General features: G+C 66.1%; 14 protein-coding genes. 6 read left to right on the top strand and 8 right to left on the bottom strand.

Annotated elements, in window-relative coordinates:
* Window positions 1–124: 124 nt before the first annotated feature.
* Both ACW5EG_RS13370 and queD read right to left on the bottom strand, forming a co-directional pair.
* A complete protein-coding gene (locus ACW5EG_RS13370) occupies window positions 125–529 on the bottom strand; it encodes a phasin family protein (RefSeq protein ID WP_457018883.1) in 405 nt (134 codons plus the stop codon).
* 144 nt (window positions 530–673) lie between these two features.
* Window positions 674–1,027: a 6-carboxytetrahydropterin synthase QueD gene (queD, locus tag ACW5EG_RS13365; RefSeq protein ID WP_457021851.1), complete on the bottom strand. Its 354-nt coding sequence runs from the start codon at window positions 1,025–1,027 to the stop codon at window positions 674–676.
* Window positions 1,028–1,189: 162 nt separating this feature from the next.
* Here queD and ACW5EG_RS13360 point away from each other — a divergent pair, with 162 nt between their 5' ends.
* Window positions 1,190–2,872: a 4Fe-4S dicluster domain-containing protein gene (locus ACW5EG_RS13360; RefSeq protein ID WP_457021849.1), complete on the top strand. Its 1,683-nt coding sequence runs from the start codon at window positions 1,190–1,192 to the stop codon at window positions 2,870–2,872.
* A gap of 210 nt (window positions 2,873–3,082) precedes the next feature.
* Here ACW5EG_RS13360 and ACW5EG_RS13355 read toward each other — a convergent pair whose 3' ends face one another.
* The 5 genes from ACW5EG_RS13355 to ACW5EG_RS13335 are packed head-to-tail and all read right to left on the bottom strand — an operon-like array spanning window position 3,083 to window position 8,406.
* Complete coding sequence (locus tag ACW5EG_RS13355; RefSeq protein WP_457021847.1) at window positions 3,083–4,786, bottom strand: glycoside hydrolase family 43 protein; 1,704 nt, start codon at window positions 4,784–4,786, stop codon at window positions 3,083–3,085.
* A 27-nt stretch (window positions 4,787–4,813) separates the two neighbouring features.
* Window positions 4,814–5,716 (bottom strand): 2-dehydro-3-deoxygalactonokinase, encoded by a 903-nt coding sequence (locus ACW5EG_RS13350; RefSeq protein WP_457021845.1) that lies wholly within the window; start codon window positions 5,714–5,716, stop codon window positions 4,814–4,816.
* Window positions 5,713–6,630: an SMP-30/gluconolactonase/LRE family protein gene (locus tag ACW5EG_RS13345; protein WP_457021843.1), complete on the bottom strand. Its 918-nt coding sequence runs from the start codon at window positions 6,628–6,630 to the stop codon at window positions 5,713–5,715. The genes ACW5EG_RS13350 and ACW5EG_RS13345 overlap by 4 nt, the downstream gene beginning before the upstream one ends.
* A 4-nt stretch (window positions 6,631–6,634) precedes the next feature.
* Window positions 6,635–7,786, bottom strand: coding sequence for a galactonate dehydratase (gene dgoD, locus ACW5EG_RS13340; protein ID WP_457018877.1), 1,152 nt, complete (start codon window positions 7,784–7,786; stop codon window positions 6,635–6,637).
* Complete coding sequence (locus ACW5EG_RS13335; RefSeq protein ID WP_457021842.1) at window positions 7,783–8,406, bottom strand: 2-dehydro-3-deoxy-6-phosphogalactonate aldolase; 624 nt, start codon at window positions 8,404–8,406, stop codon at window positions 7,783–7,785. The genes dgoD and ACW5EG_RS13335 overlap by 4 nt, the downstream gene beginning before the upstream one ends.
* Before the next feature lie 195 nt (window positions 8,407–8,601).
* Here ACW5EG_RS13335 and ACW5EG_RS13330 point away from each other — a divergent pair, with 195 nt between their 5' ends.
* The 5 genes from ACW5EG_RS13330 to ACW5EG_RS13310 all read left to right on the top strand — a co-directional run bounded on the left by ACW5EG_RS13330 (window position 8,602) and on the right by ACW5EG_RS13310 (window position 17,980).
* Window positions 8,602–9,573 (top strand): LysR family transcriptional regulator, encoded by a 972-nt coding sequence (locus ACW5EG_RS13330; RefSeq protein WP_457018875.1) that lies wholly within the window; start codon window positions 8,602–8,604, stop codon window positions 9,571–9,573.
* A 288-nt stretch (window positions 9,574–9,861) separates the two neighbouring features.
* A complete protein-coding gene (locus ACW5EG_RS13325; RefSeq protein ID WP_457021840.1) occupies window positions 9,862–12,852 on the top strand; it encodes a TonB-dependent receptor in 2,991 nt (996 codons plus the stop codon).
* Between the two features lie 484 nt (window positions 12,853–13,336).
* Complete coding sequence (locus ACW5EG_RS13320; protein WP_457021838.1) at window positions 13,337–16,495, top strand: TonB-dependent receptor; 3,159 nt, start codon at window positions 13,337–13,339, stop codon at window positions 16,493–16,495.
* Between the two features lie 539 nt (window positions 16,496–17,034).
* Entirely contained in the window at window positions 17,035–17,376 is a 342-nt protein-coding gene (locus ACW5EG_RS13315) for a hypothetical protein (protein ID WP_457021836.1), read from the top strand.
* A gap of 91 nt (window positions 17,377–17,467) precedes the next feature.
* Complete coding sequence (locus ACW5EG_RS13310) at window positions 17,468–17,980, top strand: hypothetical protein (protein WP_457021834.1); 513 nt, start codon at window positions 17,468–17,470, stop codon at window positions 17,978–17,980.
* A gap of 1 nt (window position 17,981) precedes the next feature.
* Here the strand turns inward: ACW5EG_RS13310 and ACW5EG_RS13305 are convergent.
* A partial coding sequence (locus tag ACW5EG_RS13305) for an IS30 family transposase (protein WP_457021832.1) occupies window positions 17,982–18,274 on the bottom strand: 293 nt, incomplete at its 5' end.

Raw genomic sequence — 18,274 nt, 5'->3', positions numbered from 1 at the left:
GCCGACTCCCCTCGAACAGGACTCGAACGGGAGGAGCGCCCATAAAAAAACCCGGCAGCCGTAGCTGCCGGGTTGCGTCGACGCGAGAGGGGAGGGATCGCGTCGGCTTGGGGACCCGCTTGGATCAGCGACGCTTGGCCGACTTGGTGACCTGGGCGGTCGCGGTCTCGGCGGCAGCCTGGGCCTTCGCCGTGGCGGTCTCGAGCTGCGACTTGGCGATCTGGGCGATGGCTTCGTTGGTCTTCACGGTGCTGCCGAAGACTTCCTGGCCGGCGCCGATGCTGCGCTCGACGTTCTCGCGGGCGATCTGCACACCCTTGGGCAGCAGGGTCTTGAAGCCGTCGAAGTCACGCACCTCGGCAGCCTCGCCGAAGAACGAGAAGGCGGCCTGCGCGTTCTCTTCCAGCGTGGCCAGCTGCAGGCCGAACGCCTTCTGCGCGTTCTCGAGGGTGAGCTGGTTGATGCGCGCGGCGGTGTCGGCGAACTGACGCGACGCGGCGGCGAACTGCTCGTTGTACTGGTAGTTCATGGGAATCTCCTTGGCGGACAGGTGCCGGCACGGATTGCCGGTTTGTGCGATGCAGCATATCCGCCCTATTGTTGCGATGCAACATTTCCCGACGAACGGCACAGCAAGGATTCATCTACCAAGAGAATCAATGGCTTGCGTGTGTCAGCCGCTGTGGCGACAGCCCGACGTGCAGGTTTCCCGGATCACGACTGCGCTCAGCTGCGGCAGCGCGGGCTTGAGCCGCTCCCAGATCCAGGCCGCGAGGCGCTCGCTGGTCGGGTTCTCCAGGCCGGGGATGTCGTTGAGGTAGTGATGGTCGAGCTGCTCGTACAGCGGCTTGAAGGCGGCCTTGATGTCGGCGAAGTCCATCACCCAGCCGGTATCGGGACCGGGCTCGCCTGCCACGTGCAGTTCCACCCCGAACGAATGCCCGTGCAGGCGTGCACACTTGTGGCCCGGCGGCACGTTGGGCAGGCGGTGCGCGGCCTCGAGGGTGAAGCTCTTGAAGATTTCCATGGCCGCATTGTCCGCGCGCGGCCGCTGGGCGGCAATCGCGCTTGGGGTTTGCGGGGGCGATGCGGTAGCGTACGGCACCTCCGGTAGCGCCGCCCGCGGTTTGTGCCGACGACCGCCGCGTGCAGTCCCCACCCCCGCCATGCCCCGCAAGGAGCAAAGCCGATGACGCCCGAACAACTTCTGTCCACCTACGGCCCGCGCGAGACCATGGAATACGACGTGGTCGTGGTGGGCGCCGGCCCAGCCGGGCTGGCGACCGCAATCCGGCTCAGGCAGCTGGCCGCCGAGGGCGGACGCGAAGTTTCGGTCTGCGTGCTGGAAAAGGGTTCGGAGCCGGGCGCGCACATCCTCTCGGGCGCGATCATCGATCCGCGCGCACTGGCCGAGCTGTTCCCCGACTGGGAAGCGCGCGGCGCGCCGTTGAAGCAGGCGGTCGCGCGCGACGAGTTCCTGTTCCTGGACGAATCCGGCGCGAAGTCCACCCCGGCATTCTTCCTGCCCGACTGCTTCAACAACCACGGCAACTACATCGTCTCGCTGGGCGCGGTCACGCGCTGGCTCAGCGCACAGGCAGAAGCACTGGGCGTGGAGATCTTCCCCGGCTTCGCCGCCGACGAGGTGCTCTTTGATGAGGCCGGCGCGGTGCACGGCGTGGCCACCGGCAACCTCGGCCTCGGCAAGGACGGCGAACCGACCGCTGAATTCCAGCTGGGCATGGAGCTGCACGCGAAGTACACGATCTTCGCCGAAGGCTCGCGCGGCCATCTCGGCCGCCAGCTGATCGCGAAGTTCCGGCTCGACGAGGGACGCGACCCCCAGAGCTACGGCATCGGCATCAAGGAGCTGTGGCAGGCCGATCCGGCGACACATCAGCCGGGCCTGGTGGTGCACACCGCCGGCTGGCCGCTGGCCGACGATACCTACGGCGGCTCGTTCCTGTACCACGCCGAGGACGGCAAGATCGCGGTCGGCTTCGTGCTTGGTCTGGACTATGCGAATCCGTGGCTGAGCCCGTTCGAGGAATTCCAGCGCTGGAAGACGCATCCTGCGATCCGCAAGCATCTGGAGGGCGGCAAGCGCATCGGCTACGGCGCGCGCACGATCACCGCGGGCGGCCTGCTGTCGCTGCCGAAGCTCGTGTTCCCGGGCGGGGCGATGGTGGGCTGCGAGGCGGGCTTCCTCAACGCCAGCCGGATCAAGGGCAGCCATGCCGCGATCAAGACCGGCATGCTCGCCGCCGAGGCCGCGTTCGCGGCACTGGGCGAAGGCCGCGCGCATGACGAACTTACTGCGTATCCGCAGGCGTTCGAGGGCAGCTGGCTGCACGCCGAGCTGCTGCAATCGAAGAATTTCAAGCAGTGGTTCAAGAAGGGGCGCACGTTCGCCACCCTGATGACCGGCATCGAACAGTGGCTGCTGCCGAAGCTCGGCATCCGCAACCCGCCGTGGACGATCCATCGCGACAGGCCCGATCACGCCTGCATGGAGCCGGCGGCGCAGCACGCGCGCATCCAGTATCCAAAGCCCGACGGCGTGTTGACCTTCGATCGGCTCAGCTCGGTGTTCCTGTCAAGCACGATCCATGACGAGAACCAGCCCAGCCACCTGACGCTGAAGGACGCGTCGGTGCCGGTGGAGGTGAACCTGAAGGAATACGCCGGCCCCGAGGCGCGCTACTGCCCGGCGGCGGTGTACGAGTTCGTGGGGGAGCCTGGCAACGAACGGCTGCAGATCAACTTCGCCAACTGCGTGCACTGCAAGACCTGCGATATCAAGGACCCGACCCAGAACATCGTGTGGGTGGCGCCGCAGGGCGGCGGCGGACCGAACTACGCAGGAATGTAGCGACTGGCGCCGGTGGTGGTGGACATCGGCATTCCACTGCGCCTGTCATTTCGACCGGAGGGAGAAATCCGTTTCTGTCGCATTGGAACGAAGATCTACCGGCTTCGCCGTTGAAGAGCGCCTCTCCCTTCGGTTCGAAATGACAACGTCGGCCGAAATGACAACGTCGGTCGAAACGTCGGCGTCAATCGAAGCCGCCTCGACAGATCCCTACGGCTGGCCATCGCGCTTCACCGCATATGGCCCGAAGGTGTTGCCGATGAAGCCACCAGCGGTGTCGACGCTGAGCACGCTGGCGTCGAGGTCCTCGGCCAGCGGCTGCCAGTCGCCGGGCGCGAGCGCGTAGTCGACGTCCAGGCGTGGCGCATCCAGGCGCATCCGCAGCCAGGCCTGCGCAGGCAGTGAAGGCAGGGCGACGCGTGCGAGTTCGTGTCCGTGCAGGGGATCAGCCTCGCCGGCACGTCGCAGCAGCACGAGCGAGGCACCATCTCCGTCCCGCTCGATCGCCGCGACGTAGTGATGACGCTCGTCCTGCAGCAGCGCCAGGCCGGCGAGTTCGCCGGCATCGAGCGCGGACGCGTCGATGGTGGTGGTAATGCTCGCGCGATGGTGCTGCAGCCTGTGGCCGAGGTACGAGGCCTGGCCGTGTCCCGTGCCGTGGCTGCCCAGCGGCGTCGCCGAGGGCGTCATGCGCAGCCCATCGGCGCCCGTGGAGAACCACGAACTCGCCGGCGGATCGAGCATCACCCATGCATGCGGCAGCGCATCGCCGCTGAAGGTTTCCGTCCACGCCATCGGCCCGCTGGTGGGAAGTGGCTGCTCGCTGCGCGGCAGCGCCGGGCGTTCCAGCGCCATCGGCACGCGCGCGCCGCGCGGCAGGATCTGCGGCCAGTCGTCGCGCCATTCCACCGGCAGCAGGAAGGTCTCGCGCCCGAGGTTGTACTGGTTGCCGCGGTACGGGCGCGTGGCGAGGAACACCGACCACCACGAGCCATCGGCGAGCTCGACGAACTGCGCATGGCCGGTGGAAGTGACCGGTACTTCGCGCGCTGGATCCAGGTCGCGCTGGGTGAGCGTCGGGTTGCGTTCCCATGCCTCGTAAGGGCCGGTGACGCTGCGGCTGCGCCAGATCATCTGCGCGTGTTGCTCGCCGGTGCCGCCCTCGGCCGCGGTGAGGTAGTACCAGTCGCCGCGGCGGAACACGTGCGGGCCTTCGACGTGTTCGGGATTGCTGGCCGGATCCACGCCCGCGTCCACCAGCTGGATGCGCGGTCCGGTCAGCGACAGGGTGCCTGGGTCGAACTGCTGGATCCAGATCGCACGATGTCCGTCGTAGCGCATCGGCCCTTCGGGCACACCGTTGTTGACCAGCCAGGCGCGGCCGTCGCGGTCGAAGAACAGCGAAGGATCGATGCCGTCGATGTCCAGCCATGCCGGATCCGACCAGGGCCCGGCTGGATCGTCGGCGGTGATGATGAAATTGCCCATGCCGCGGCCCGGGCAGTAGAAGCAGGTGTTGGCGATGTAGAAGCGGCGCCCGTCATGGCTGAGCGTCGCTGCGAACAGGCCGCGGGTCAGCTCCTCGCCATCGCCATAGGGCATCTGCTGCGGACGATCGATCGCGTTGCCGATCTGCCGCCACGACACCAGGTCGGTGCTGTGGAACAGCGGCAGCCCCGGGTAGTAGCCGAAGCTCGAGGTGACCAGGTAGAAATCGTCCCCGACCCGGATCGCCGAGGGATCGGGATAGAAACCCGCGACCACCGGATTGCGGAACTGCGACGCCAGGGGCGAGGGACCGCCATCGTCACCGCGGTAGTCGATCGCGGTGAAGCGCGCCTCGCCGGCGCAGGCGCCGGCGGCCAGCAGGCTGGCGAGCAGCCCGGTCAATCCGTGCATCAGGTACGCGCGCATCGGCGTTCTCCTCGTGTGGAGCAAGGCTCAGGCCGCGGCCGCCATGCGCCGCTGCCACAGCACATGCAGGCCATGCGCGGCCAGGTCTTCGGGGTGGCGCTGGACGCCGATGCCGAATGCGGCCAGCGCGCGGGCATACACGTTGAGCAGGCGCTCACTGCCGACCAGATGCACCAGCCCCGGCCGCGCCCCGTTTTCGGCCAGTCCGCCGCGCAATTCATGGCCAATCAGCAGCCCCGACAGATACGAGGACAGGGCCTCGCCGCGGAACTGGCCCGACAGGCCGGTCGTGCGCACGCCAAACAGATGGTGGGTCAGGCCGCCGGGCTCACCGCTGCGGCGCAGCCCGGCATCGAACGCCTCGGCGTCGAAGCGGCTGTCGTCGCCGTCCATCAGCGCGCCGAGGATGCTGTGGCCGCGCAGCACCGAGTACAGCTCGCCGGTCATGAAGGTGCGGATGCGCTGCACGCGGCGATCGCGGATGCCCACCCATTTGCTGTGCGTGCCGGGCAGGCAGACGTGGTGCACGCCGTCGGGCAGCGTATCGAGCAGGGCGGCGACCTGGGTTTCCTCGCCGCGCATCACGTCAGGCACCGCGTCCACGCCGGCGTCGCGCAGGCCGGGCACGAACCACAGCTCGCGATCGGCGAAATCCGGCAGCTGCACGCGCTGCATGCCGGCTGCCAGCGCGTCGATGCCGGCGGGGCAGTCCAGGTAGGGCATCTCATGCCAGGCGCCGCGGGCGCCGACCATCCCGCACAGCAGCACCGGGCCTTCGTCCCAGCCAGCGAGTTCGTGCCTGAGCACCTCGCCGTAGCGGCCGTTGCTGGCCAGCGTGCCCTGCCCGCTGCGCACGCGCTTGTGCAGCGTGCCGTCGCCGCCGCGCCGGTACATGCGCAGGTGGGTGCTGCCCCAGTCGACCGCGATCATGCGCCGCGCAGCCGCGCTTCGGGCAGGCCCAGCTGCGCGCCGAGCGCCAGTGCGAACACGCTGCCGGCGGTGGGCGCGATCGCCAGTGCGGCCGCGTCCATGTCCTCGCGCGCGGTGGTGACGTACAGCGTGTCCAGGCGCTCGCCGCCGATGGCGCAGCAAGACGGCATGCCTGCGGGAACGGCGACGATGCGCTCGATGCGGCCATCGGGCGCGTAGCGCACCGCGCGGCCCGCGCCCCACTGCGCGTTCCACAGGTGGCCTTCGGCATCGACGGTCGACCCATCGGGTGCGCCGCCGCCTTCGACCTGTGCGAACAGTTCCGGCGTGGACACCGTGGCCGCCGCCGGGTCGTAGCTGCAGCGCAGGATCCGCGGGACCACCGAATCGCAGAAGTACATTGTCGCGCCGTCGGGCGAGAAGCAGATCGAGTTGGGGATCGCGGCACTCGGCAATGGAAGCGGGCGCAGGCCGTGCGCGATGGAGAACTGGTAGTAGCGGCCCAGCGGCGGATCGGCGCCGGTTTCGTCCTTGGTGCCGAACACGAAGTTGCCGTGGCGGTCGCAGCGGCCGTCGTTGCTGCGCGTGGACGCGCCCAGCTCCGGCTCCAGCGCGCACAGGGTGTCGAGCGCGAGCGGGGCGCCCGCCATCGGCGCATCGGCAATGCGGATCGACTTGGCCAAGGCCAGCAGCAAGCGTCCGTCTTCGCACAGCGCCAGGCAGCCCAGGGGCTCGGGCAAGTCCCAGCGATGCGTCTCGCCGGTTGCGGGTGCGTGCATCCACAGCCGCGATGAAAGAATGTCGGTCCAGTACAGGCGCTGCGTGCGCTGGTCCCAGACGATGCCTTCGCCCAGCTGGCAGCGGCTGTCGACCGCCAGCGTCGCGACCGCATCGGCAGCGTGCACGCGGTTCATCGCCTCACCACTCGGCCATGCTGCCGTCGGCGTGGCGCCACAGCGGATTGCGCCACTGCGGCGGCTCGCGGCTCACGCGCGCCAGCAGTTCCTCGTCGATCTCCACGCCCAGGCCGGGACCTGGCAGTGCGGCGATGCAGCCGTCTGCGTCGCAGCGGAAATCGTCCTTGTTGAGCACGTAGTCGAGCAGATCCGCCCCCTGGTTGTAGTGGATGCCGATGCTCTGCTCCTGCAGCATCGCATTCCAGCACACGAAATCCACCTGCAGGCAGGCGGCCAGCGCGATCGGGCCGAGCGGGCAATGCGGCGCCAGGCCGACGTCGTGGGCCTCGGCCATGGCCGCGATCTTGATGCATTCGGTGATGCCGCCGGCGTGCGAGAGGTCCGGCTGCAGCAGCGCCAGCCCGCCTGCGGCCAGCACCGGCTTGAACTCGGCGCGCGAGTACATGCGCTCGCCCGCGGCCAGCGGGATCGACGTCGCGTCCGACAGCGGCCGGTAGTACTCCCACTGCTCGGGCAGCACCGGCTCCTCGACGAACAGCGGTTTGAACGGCACCAGCTCGCGCAGCAGCACCCGCGCCATCGGCGCGCTGACGCGGCCGTGGAAATCGATGCCGAAATCGATCGTGTCGCCCACCGCCTCGCGCACCGCCGCCACCTTCGCCACCGCCGCGTCGATCGCGCGCGGGCTGTCGATCAGCTTGAGCTCCTCGGTGCCGTTGAACTTGAAGGTGTCGAAGCCGAGCGCACGGTGCGCCTGCATCTGCGCGACGATGTCGGCCGGGCGGTCGCCGCCGACCCAGCGATAGGTCTTCATGCGCTCGCGCACCAGGCCACCCAGCAGCTGGTACACCGGAACACCCAGCGCCTTGCCCTTGATGTCCCACAGCGCCTGGTCGATGCCGGCGATCGCGCTCATCAGGATCGCGCCACCGCGATAGAAGCCGCCGCGGTACATCAGCTGCCACAGGTCGTTGATGTTCGCCGGGTCGCGGCCGACCAGCAGTTCGCCCAGCTCGTGCACGGCCGTCTCGACCGTGGCCGCACGGCCCTCGATCACCGGCTCGCCCCAGCCGCTGATGCCCTCGTCGGTCTCGATCTTCAAGAACAGCCAGCGCGGCGGCGCGTGCCAGGTGGTCAGGCGGGTGATCTTCATGCGGCGTGCTCCCGCCACGCATCGAGGAAGCGGCGCGCGTTTGCCCCCGTCTGCGCCGGCGCCTGGCCCGGGCGATACAGCTCGCCGCCGATGGCCGCGCCGCTGCACCCGGCCGACAGGTACTCGCCGAGGTTGTCCGGGGTGATGCCGCCCACGGCCAGCAGCGGCACCGGCGGCAACACGCTGCGCAGCGCCCGCGCCAGCGCCGGGCCATACACCGATGCCGGGAACAGCTTGAGCATGTGTGCGCCGGCCTCGAGCGCGTCGAAGGCCTCGCTGGCGGTGGCGCAGCCGGCGGCGATGGTGAATCCGCGCTCGCGCGCCCGCCGGATCAGCGCCGGACGCACGTTGGGCGTCACCACCAGGCGCCCCCCGGACGCCTGCAGTGCGTCCAGATGGGACGGCTCGAGCACGGTGCCGGCGCCAGCCGCTGCCCGGTCACCGCAGGCCGCGACCGCGATCGCCACGCTGCGTGCCCATTCCGGCGAATTGGTCGGGATCTCGATCGCGCCGAAGCCTGCTTCCAGAAGCACCTCGACGTGTGCGGCCACCTCGGTCGGCGTGATGCCGCGCAGGATCGCGATCAGCGGAGGAGCGAAGGGCGGGTGCGGCTCGTCCATGGCGTTGCGATGGGGCTCCGGTGGATCTGCGGCGCATCCGTTGGGGATGAGGCAGAGGTTGGTAGTGCGACAGGTCGCCTGAGGGGCTGCCTGCCCGTCGCGGCGGGACTAGGCTGGCGTGGTGGGGTATGTACGACAAATGAAATATTCGGCGTACGCTATTCCACGACCGAATAGCGTGCAGGGAGACAGGGCATGGCGCAAGCCGCCGGTGGCTGGACCAGCGCAAGCCGTCTGAAGACGCGCCACCTGGCGCTGCTGCTGCACCTGCACGACCAGCGCTCGGTGCTGCGTGCAGCCGAGGCGGCCAACATGACCCAGCCGGCGGCGTCCAAGCTGCTGGCCGAAATGGAGTCGTTGCTGGGCGTGCAGCTGTTCGACCGCCATGCGCGCGGGGTGGAGCCGACTGCGTACGGCCTGGCGATGGTGCGGCGCGCGCGTTCGGCGCTGTCGGAGATCGAGCGCGGCGGCGAGGAGATCGCCGCCCTGCGCGAAGGCCGACTGGGCAAGGTCGCGATCGGCACCGTGGTCAACCCCGGCACCACCCTGGTGCCGCAGGCGGTGGCGGCGATGAAGCGCGACTACCCGGGCATCCTGGTCGAAGTGGAGATGGATTACAGCCGGCCGCTGGTCGCGCGCCTGCTCGACGGACACCTCGACGTCGTGATCGGCCGCATCATGGGGCCAGAAGGCGCGGCCGAACTTGAATTCGAACCGCTGGCCGACGAGCCGCATTCTGTGATCGTGCGGGCAGGGCATCCGCTGGCGATGCGCGATCAGGTGCGGCACGCCGACCTGCAGGACTACGGCTGGATCATGCCGCCGGCGGCAAGCGTGCTGCGTACGCGGCTGGACGCGGTATTCCACCAGCACGGCCTGCGCTCGCCGCAGAACCTGGTCGAGACCGCTTCGCTGCCGGTAATCATCCACCTGTTGCGCCACAGCGACCTGCTGGCGGCACTGCCGCCGGAATGCGTCGCCCCCTATCTGCAGACGGCGCAGATGCAGGTGCTGCCGATCGAGCTGGACGTGCGCATGGAGTACTTCGGCATCATCCGCCGACGCGACAAGGCGCCGGCCCCCGGCGTGGCGCACATGCTCGAAACGCTGCGCGCGACCGCGCGGCGGATCTATCCGCCGCTGCCGGAGCTGGGACCGGCTGCCTGAGCCGCCGTTGCGGCAGCGCCATCTCATGCGCTGCCTTGGCTGTCCAGCGGTGTCATCCTTGGCCTCGCGCGGGCCTCCCACTTGGCGCGCCGGTGAACGAGATATTCCGGACCGGACTAGCTCGAGCCTGAAAATTCATTGGTAGCGCATGGATCGGCGCTCCTATGCTCGCCCTGAGCGCAGTGTCTGGCGTTGTCATGCCGGATTGCCGCGTACCGCGAAGAGGCCGCCACCAGGCCAGCAAAGACATCCAAACCGCTTGTCATGTGCCCTTGGGAGGGGAACATCATGTCAACGCTCGACCAGCGCCGCCCGGCTGCAAGCCGGTCCGCGGGACACCACGCCGTCCGCAGTCTCCGCCGCAGCGCCATCGCCCTGGGCGTGGCTGCCGTATTCGCCGCCCCGCTGCATGCGCAGCAGGCCGATCCGCCCGCCGCCGCGCAGGAAGAAGCCAAGACGCTCGATGCAGTGGTGGTGTCGGGCATCCGCGGCTCGGTCTATCGCGCGCAGGACATCAAGCGCGAGGCCGCCACCTTCGTCGATTCGGTCACCGCGCTCGACATCGGCGCGCTGCCCGACCGCAGCGTCACCGAAACGCTCTCGCGCATTCCGGGCGTGACCATCGACCGCTTCCTCTCCGTCGGCGATCCCGAACACTTCTCCGCCGAGGGTGGCGGCGTGCAGGTGCGCGGCCTGACCCAGGTCCGGTCGGAGCTCAACGGGCGCGACAGCTTCTCCGCCTCTGGCGGTCGCGCGCTGAGCTTTCAGGACGTCCCGTCCGAACTGATGGCCGGCGTGGACGTGTACAAGAACCAGACCGCCGAGATGATCGAGGGCGGCCTTGGTGGCAGCGTCGACCTGCGTACCTTCATGCCGCTCGACTTTGACGGCAGCAGGTTGAGCGCGTCCTTCAGCGTCAACCGCGGTGATTTTGCCGAACACGTCAAACCCTCCGGGTCGATCCTCTACAGCAACCGCTGGGAAACCGACGCCGGCGAGTTCGGCATCCTGGTCGACCTCGCCCACTCCGAACTGGCCACCCGCACCGACGGCATGTTCGTGCGGCCGTTCTTCAACAACGGCAATACCGATCTTGGTGGCGACGGCATCGCCGATGACCTCTGGCTGCCGCGTGGCGCCGACTGGCGCACGCTCGAGTACGAACGCGAACGGCAAGGTGCCTACGTCGCCCTGCAGTGGCGACCGAACGATCGTGTCGAAGTCTTCGCGACGGCTTTCCAGAGCAAGTACGACGAACTCTGGTATGAAGATGCGATCTTCGTCGACAACGATCCGACGCAGGTCGCGCTCGACGCCAGCCAACCGTACGAACTGGACGGAAGCGTGTTCCGTTCCGGGCGGATCACCCAGCCTGGCGGCGTGCCAATGGGGACTGACATCCGTGCATCACACCGCGCATCCAAGACCAACGACTTCTCGGCGGGCCTGAAATGGTTGATCGGCGACAGGAACGAACTGTCCACCGACATCCAGTACATCAAGTCGACCACGAAGAGTCTGGACTCCACCGTGGCCCTGGGTTTGCGGGTGCCATACATCGACGTGTCTCTGGGTGGAGGCTTGCCCACCATCAACGTCGATGGCCAGTTCACGACAAACCCGGCGAATTACTACTGGGGGTTCACCATGGACCACCAGGACGACAATGAAGCCGAGCAGGTGAGTTGGCGTGCGGACCTCAAGCACAGCTTCGATGCGGGGTTCTTCAGGTCGATCGAAGGTGGCGTGCGCATGACCCGGCGCGATGCCACCAGCATCGACACTGGCTACAACTGGGTGGCGGTCATCCAGCCATGGATGCAGTGGTGGGCACTGCCGGGCGACCAGCCATTGCCCGGCCTCGATCTGAACGGCGAGGTCAACTCCAGCCTGGTCCATCTCAACCAGTTCCAGAACTTCTATCGCGGTGATGTCGGCGCTCCCGGTGGACTCTACGCACCCATTCTCTCGACCGCGCTGGGATACCCGAACAGCTACCAGGCGATTCACGATGCCGCCGACCCCTATTACCTGAGGAACGCAGACGGCTCGCCCACAATTGCGCCCTATGTCCCGATGCTCCCGGGCCCGCAACACCTGAACGAGCAGGAAGAGTCGACCGATGGCGCCTACCTGATGCTCAGCTTCGGTCCCGTCGACGCTGCATTCGACGGCAACGTAGGCGTGCGCGTGGTCCGTACCCGAAATTCAGCGAATGGATTCACCGTCTACCCGAACCTGGTCTACGCGCCATATCTGGGTGCCGGCGAATCAACGCCGATCACCGCGGAGAACTCCTACACCGACGTATTGCCGAGCCTGAATCTGCGATGGGAGTTCGCGCCGGACCTGATCGCGCGCTTCGCCGCGTCCAAGGCCATCGCCCGTCCCAACTTCAGCGACATGCAGGCCTATCAGCTGTTGAATGCGAGCATGCGGTCCGGCATCGATCCGCCGACCGATGGCAGCCTGCCGCCCGTCAGCGACCTCGAGCTCACCGGCAGTTCCAACGACAACCCCTACCTGGAGCCGATGAAGGCCAACCAGTTCGACCTGTCGCTGGAGTGGTACTTCGCGCCCGACCACGGCGGCATGGCCTGGGTGAACTTCTTCTACAAGGATGTCGAAGACTACTTCCGCCAGCAGACCGAGCTGGTGCCGTACCCGGGCACGGACGGCAACGAGTACAACTACCTGGTTTCGCGGCTGGTCAACATCGGTACCGCGAAGATCCAGGGCGCGGAACTCGGCTGGAACCAGTTCTTCGACTTCCTGCCCGCGCCGTTCGATGGCCTGGGCATGTCGGCCAACTACACCTATATCGACAGTTCGACGCGGATCCCGAGCGGATCGAACGCGGTGCCGGTCGATACCGACGGCAGCACATTCGACAACCTGCCGGCCGACGGTCTTTCGAAGAACTCCTACAACGCGGCGGTCTTCTACGAGAAGGGTCCGTGGCAGGTGCGGCTGGCCTACAACTGGCGCAGCAAGTATCTGCTGGCGGTGGGGCCGAATGGATACAACGGTGAGTACACGACGGCTGACACCCAGCAGACCATCGCCTGGAAGCTGCCGGTCTACAGCGACAGCTTCGGCCAGCTCGACGGCTCGATCTTCTACCGGTTCTCCGACCACGTGCAGGTCGGGCTGGAGATGAACAACCTCAACAACGCCGAGCAGCGCACGATCATGGACCAGAACGGCGCCGGCAGCCGCATCACCTCCTGGTACGTCAACGACCGTCGCTACGCCGCGACCGTGCGCCTGTCGTTCTGATCGCCAGCGCCCGCCCGCCCGGGCGGGCGTCGACGACCGCAATCCCGACCTGGCCGCGGCCATTCCGCGGATCCGCTGGGACCTCTCCACCAGCGGACCAGGTCGGGAGGGCGGCCTGGTTCCATCGGGCCGGCCGCACCCCTCCGCGGCTGCGCACACCGTTGCCGGCGCTTGCGGCGGCATCACCCGGCAACCCGATGCAGCCCCCGCCCGTCGCGTGATGGTTTCGGGCGCACCGAATGCATTGACGGCTTCGCGGTGTTAGCGGTAACTTCGCCCTGCGGCACAGACCGCCACGAGAATAACGGGAATCGGATTCCCGTCGTTTCAGGTTGCTGCACGTGTCGTGCCCGAGGGCGGCGCCGCGATTGCAGCAAGGGGGCAATAAACGCGATACCACTGCAGGCGTAGCGGCTCGGCAGACTGCCGGGACGCGGGTCCGTGCTGCCGTACATGTCTGCTCGTATTTCCTTGGGAGGGGAACATGCAAACACTTCGAAACAACCGTCATCCAGGCGGCCGCCAGGCCACTTCACGCACGCTGCGGCGCAGCGCCATCGCCCTTGCGGTCTCGGCCCTGCTCGCCGGCCCGGCTCTCGCCCAGGAGGCCGCGCCGGTCGCCGATGACGCGGCCGTCGACCTCGATACGGTCGTGGTCACCGGCATCCGCGGCAGCGTCATGCGCGCCCAGGAGATCAAGCAGGAAGCCACGCAGATCGTCGACTCGGTGACCGCCGAGGACATCGGCGCGCTGCCCGACCGCAGCGTCACCGAGACCCTCAAGCGCATCAGTGGCCTGACCGTCACCGGCTTCGCTGCGCGCGACGATACCGACCATTTTTCGGCCGAGGGCAGCGGCGTGATGATCCGCGGCTTGACCTTCGTGCGCGGCGAGCTCAACGGCCGCGACGTGTTCACCGCCAACGGTGGCCGTGGCATCAGCTTCGAGGAAGTGTCGGCCGAGCTCATGGCCGGCGTGGACGTGTACAAGAACCCGTCGGCCGAGATCATCGAAGGCGGGCTGGGCGGCACCATCAACCTGCGTACCCGCATGCCGTTTGACGAGCAGGGGCGCAAGATCGCCGGCAGCGTCGACTACAACTACGGCGACAAGGCCAAGGACGCGCGGCCGTCCGCCTCGTTCCTGTTCAGCGACCGCTGGCAGACCGGCGTGGGTGAGATGGGCTTCCTGGCCAACGTCTCTTACTCCGAACTGGCCACGCAGTCCGACGGCATCCAGATCCAGCCCTATTCGCGTCGCGGCCGCACGCCGGCCGAGCAGCCGGAAGGCCTGCCAAACGGGGAAGGTTATGTGTACGACTGGGAGGAGGACGGATGGGTGTCGTCCGACAGCCAGCGCGATCTCCTGCTGGAAGGCACCGACTTCGACCACGTGTTCGTGCCGGGCGGTGTGAACTGGCGGCGCACCGATTTCGATCGCAAGCGCCAGGGCGGCGCCTTTGCGTTCCAGTGGCGTCCCAATGACGACACCGAGATCTACACCCAGTTCATCACGTCCAAGTACGACATGACGTGGCGCGAGCACTACATGGAGTACGCCGGAGCGGGCGAGGCCAACAACACCGACAACTGGACCGGTGACCCCAACTATTTCGGCAACGCCTACGATGGTGGCGATGGCCTGGCGGACCGCACCAACAGGATCATCCCGATGCCTGGTACGCAGTTCGAGTATGACGACAACGGCCGGTTCCTCCGGGGCAACATTCGCCTGGGTGGCTGGCGCGGGCAGCCGGGGGACGATTCCAACGGCATGTACCAGGGTCCCGGCATCCAGTTCGCGGCCGGCAATCGCTACAACGTGCAGTCCTCCAAGACCACTGACTGGTCGGCCGGCTTCAGGCACTTCATTACCGACAACTTCCTCGTGCGGGGTGACTTCCAGTACGTGAAGGCCACCAGTGACCAGGTCGACTTCTCCGTCCATACGTCGACCTTGCTGGAAGGCATCCATCTGGACCTGACCGGCAAGTACCCGTCGGTGACGCTCGATGATTCGAGCAGGGTCCTGCAGCAGGACAGCTACTTCTGGCGCTCGGCAATGGACCACCTGGCCGACAACGAAGGCCACGAGCGTGCCGGTCGCATGGACTTCGAGTACAACTTCGTCGACAGCAGCTGGTTGCAAATGGCGCGATTCGGTGTGCGCGTCGCCGATCGCGAGTACACCAGCCAGTCCACCGGCTACAACTGGCAGCCCATCAGCGACGACTGGAACAGGATCGAGAACCCGGATCCGACCCGGCCGCCGGTGGCGTGGTTGGACCAGTTCTACCCCACCGAGTCGTCGCTGTACACGATGAACGATTTCTTCGGCGGCGACGCCAATGTCCCGACCCAGTTCTGGGCGGCGCAGGACGGCTTCGTGGACATTGACAGGGTCGACGGGACCCTGGGGACGATCACGGGTGCCCAGTGGAGCCCGATCAGCTTCACGCCTGACGCCATCAACCAGCAGCGCGAGCGCACCCAGGCCGGCTACGGCATCCTGTACTTCGGCAACGACGAGCTGGCCAATCCGGTCGACGGCAACGTCGGCGTGCGCGTGGTCAAGACCAGCGTCAAGAGCCTGGGTGGTGGCCTGATGCCGAACATGGTCGGCTCCTACGTGGAAGACGTGGTGCCGGAACTGGCAGATATGTTCTATGGACAGGCGTTCACCAGCCAGGTGAGCACCTCCTACACCGACGTCCTGCCCAGCCTGAACCTGCGCGTGCGCTTCGACCATGGGTTGCAGTGGCGTTTTGCGGCGTCCAAGGCCATTGCCCGGCCGGAATTTCGGTTGATGCAAAACTGGATCACCCTGTCGGCCAATGCGGCAGGCTGTTCCCAGGCCCGGCGCGATGGACTGCGCACCGAGTTGTGCGGGCCCGATGACCTGGCCTACAGCGGCAGCGGCGGCAATCCCGAGCTGAAGCCGATGCGCGCCAACCAGTTCGACACCGCACTCGAGTGGTACTTCGGTCCTGCCAACAGCGCGTACATCACGGTGTTCAAGAAGGACGTGAAGGATTACTTCGCCACGTCCCTGGGCACCGACATCATCGATGGGCGCAGTTACCAGATGAACCGCACGCGTAATCTGGACGAAGGCAAGATCAAGGGCTTCGAGCTCGGCTATTCGCAGTTCTTCGATTTCCTGCCCGGCCTGGGTGTGCAGGCGAACTACACCTTCGTGGACAGCTCCGGCGGCACCAACGTCGACGTGGGCATTCCCACCGGCGCGCCCGTGGTCCCTGAGGTCGCCCTCGAGTTGCCGCTGGAAGGACTGTCCCGCCGCAGCTACAACGTGATCGGCATCTTCGAACGCGGTCCGGTGTCGTTCCGCCTGGCGTACAACTGGCGTTCGCAATACCTGCTGACCAGCAGCGACGTGATGCCGGCGATGCGCCAGCCGGTGTGGAATGACGATTACGGCCAGCTCGACGGCTCGTTCTTCTACAACCTCACCGACAACATCCAGCTGGGCCTGCAGGTGAACAACATCACCAACAGCACCACCAAGCTGCTGATGGGCCCGCGTGGCTACCGCCGCGACGGCTTCGTCGACGAGACGCTCTACAACCGCGCCTGGTTCGAGAATGACCGCCGCTACTCGGCGGTGCTGCGCGCAAGCTGGTAAGTCGACGAGCAAATGCCACCGCGCGGCCCAGCCGCGCGGTGGCATTGCGTTAGAGCCGGATGTGGCCCGGTACCGCTAACGCCGGAAAGCGCGCTAAGGGATCGCGGCCCCTCAGGCCCTGGCGCGAGCCATGCATGGCGTGTGCGTGCACACGCCTACGAGAATTGCGCCGCAGCGGGCCAGCCAATGCACGCAGCTTCCGAAGGATTCTCGCCGCATATCCCGCCCATCTGGTGGCAACGGACGACTGGATAGACGGTCCCGCGCTCGGCGAGAGACGGCCCGCCTCCATGCGAATCAAGCGGTGGGCACTCCCGCAACCGTACGTCCCCTGCGCCCCGATATGCGGTGACATGGCCGTCATATGCGATATGACCGCGGGCACACCGGATAAACATTGCCGCATCGGACGGCGCCCATGTCCATCCGGGGTCCCAAGCGATTGACTGGGAACGGAAAGCTCCCGTTGACGTGGCAGAGATCTGAAGCGGAGAATCGGGATTATGCCGATACTGTCGGTCTAACCGTAGTTAGCACCCATGGGCGAGATCACCGTTGACTTCATAGCCAAGGATCCGTGGCAAATGGTGCTAGTCGAGGAAGGTCCTTGGAAGGACGTTCCGGCAAGCCTCACAAAGCTGCAAGAACGACTTTACTCGTGCCTAGATGCGGCCATTGACGGGCAACTTGTCGAGCAGTTTCCTGAGTCGAGCGGACAGCTCATCACTCTCCGTGTTGACTGCTACGGTGTACCGCGGGCGGAGACGGAGGAGTTTTTTGACCGCTTTAGTTCTTCCGCGCTACAGCTCCCAGACTACAAGACAGGTCTTGCAACATCACCGCATGTGTCCGGCATCCAGTTCGCAATCAACTTTAGCTAGCAATGGGTGCTAACAATTCATTCAAGCCGATGCCGCTTCGCGGCACGGCTTAATTCAAGCGTTAGGCCCCACTTAAATATCAGGACAACTTGTGAAAATAATGCTCCTAGCCCCAATTGTGCTGTGCTTTTCAGCAATCGCGTTCGCAGAAAGCGTCCCGAGTGCTCCGGAAACAAGCGAGGCCAAGTTCATTCGCCTGAATCATCAGATTGAGCAGGATCCGCTCAGCGATAGTGATAAGAGCGTTCGCGGTTGGTTGCTTAAATGGGCAATTGACAGCAAAGATATTACAGTGATCGCTTGCGACGTATTGGGGAACGTTTCGCGAGATGACATTCCTTACAACGGCATCTATGTAACTCAGATGATGTTCGGAAACGCTGCATATCAAATTTCTCATCCTGACAAGAGGAACGATCTTTTAGCCACTCAGTTGGCTGGGGCGCGGAGCTCGCTGCAGGCATACACTTCTATTCTTACCAGTCATCCGGAGGCAAGAGTTCCTCACTTTGATGACCTAATCAATAAAGACAAAGCGGGAACATTGGAGGCATATTTGGAGCCCGTCGTTGCAGATAAATGCAAAGAAACGGGCGGGGGGTGAATTAACACTCCAAGTGCAACACCCCTGAAGTTTGTTGTAGTCGTTGTTCCGGGGTCTGGAAGCCATAGCGTTTCCTCGGTCGTTGGTTGAGTTTAGCGACAACGGTGTTGCAGTCGGCTTGGCGGATCCTGGCCAAGCTTTTTCCTTTCGGGAAGTACTGCCGCAATAGGCCGTTGAAGTTCTCATTGCTGCCACGCTCCCATGGGTGATGCGGGTAGGCGAAGTAGCAGCGGATGCCTGCGGCGTTTTCCAAGGCGCGATAGCCATGGAACTCTGTGCCGTTGTCCCAGGTGA

It is taken from the genome of Luteimonas sp. A611, from assembly GCF_054072715.1.
The sequence above is the reverse complement of the archived record's forward strand: the minus strand, read 5'-3'. Positions and strand labels throughout refer to the sequence as shown.

Excerpts from the sequence above, each read along its gene's own strand:
- ACW5EG_RS13370 (WP_457018883.1), bottom strand. The coding sequence starts at position 529 with ATGAACTACCAGTACAACGAGCAGTTCGCCGCCGCGTCGCGTCAGTTC.
- queD (WP_457021851.1), bottom strand. The coding sequence starts at position 1,027 with ATGGAAATCTTCAAGAGCTTCACCCTCGAGGCCGCGCACCGCCTGCCC.
- ACW5EG_RS13360 (WP_457021849.1), top strand. The coding sequence starts at position 1,190 with ATGACGCCCGAACAACTTCTGTCCACCTACGGCCCGCGCGAGACCATG.
- ACW5EG_RS13355 (WP_457021847.1), bottom strand. The coding sequence starts at position 4,786 with ATGCGCGCGTACCTGATGCACGGATTGACCGGGCTGCTCGCCAGCCTG.
- ACW5EG_RS13350 (WP_457021845.1), bottom strand. The coding sequence starts at position 5,716 with ATGATCGCGGTCGACTGGGGCAGCACCCACCTGCGCATGTACCGGCGC.
- ACW5EG_RS13345 (WP_457021843.1), bottom strand. The coding sequence starts at position 6,630 with ATGAACCGCGTGCACGCTGCCGATGCGGTCGCGACGCTGGCGGTCGAC.
- dgoD (WP_457018877.1), bottom strand. The coding sequence starts at position 7,786 with ATGAAGATCACCCGCCTGACCACCTGGCACGCGCCGCCGCGCTGGCTG.
- ACW5EG_RS13335 (WP_457021842.1), bottom strand. The coding sequence starts at position 8,406 with ATGGACGAGCCGCACCCGCCCTTCGCTCCTCCGCTGATCGCGATCCTG.
- ACW5EG_RS13330 (WP_457018875.1), top strand. The coding sequence starts at position 8,602 with ATGGCGCAAGCCGCCGGTGGCTGGACCAGCGCAAGCCGTCTGAAGACG.
- ACW5EG_RS13325 (WP_457021840.1), top strand. The coding sequence starts at position 9,862 with ATGTCAACGCTCGACCAGCGCCGCCCGGCTGCAAGCCGGTCCGCGGGA.
- ACW5EG_RS13320 (WP_457021838.1), top strand. The coding sequence starts at position 13,337 with ATGCAAACACTTCGAAACAACCGTCATCCAGGCGGCCGCCAGGCCACT.
- ACW5EG_RS13315 (WP_457021836.1), top strand. The coding sequence starts at position 17,035 with ATGGGCGAGATCACCGTTGACTTCATAGCCAAGGATCCGTGGCAAATG.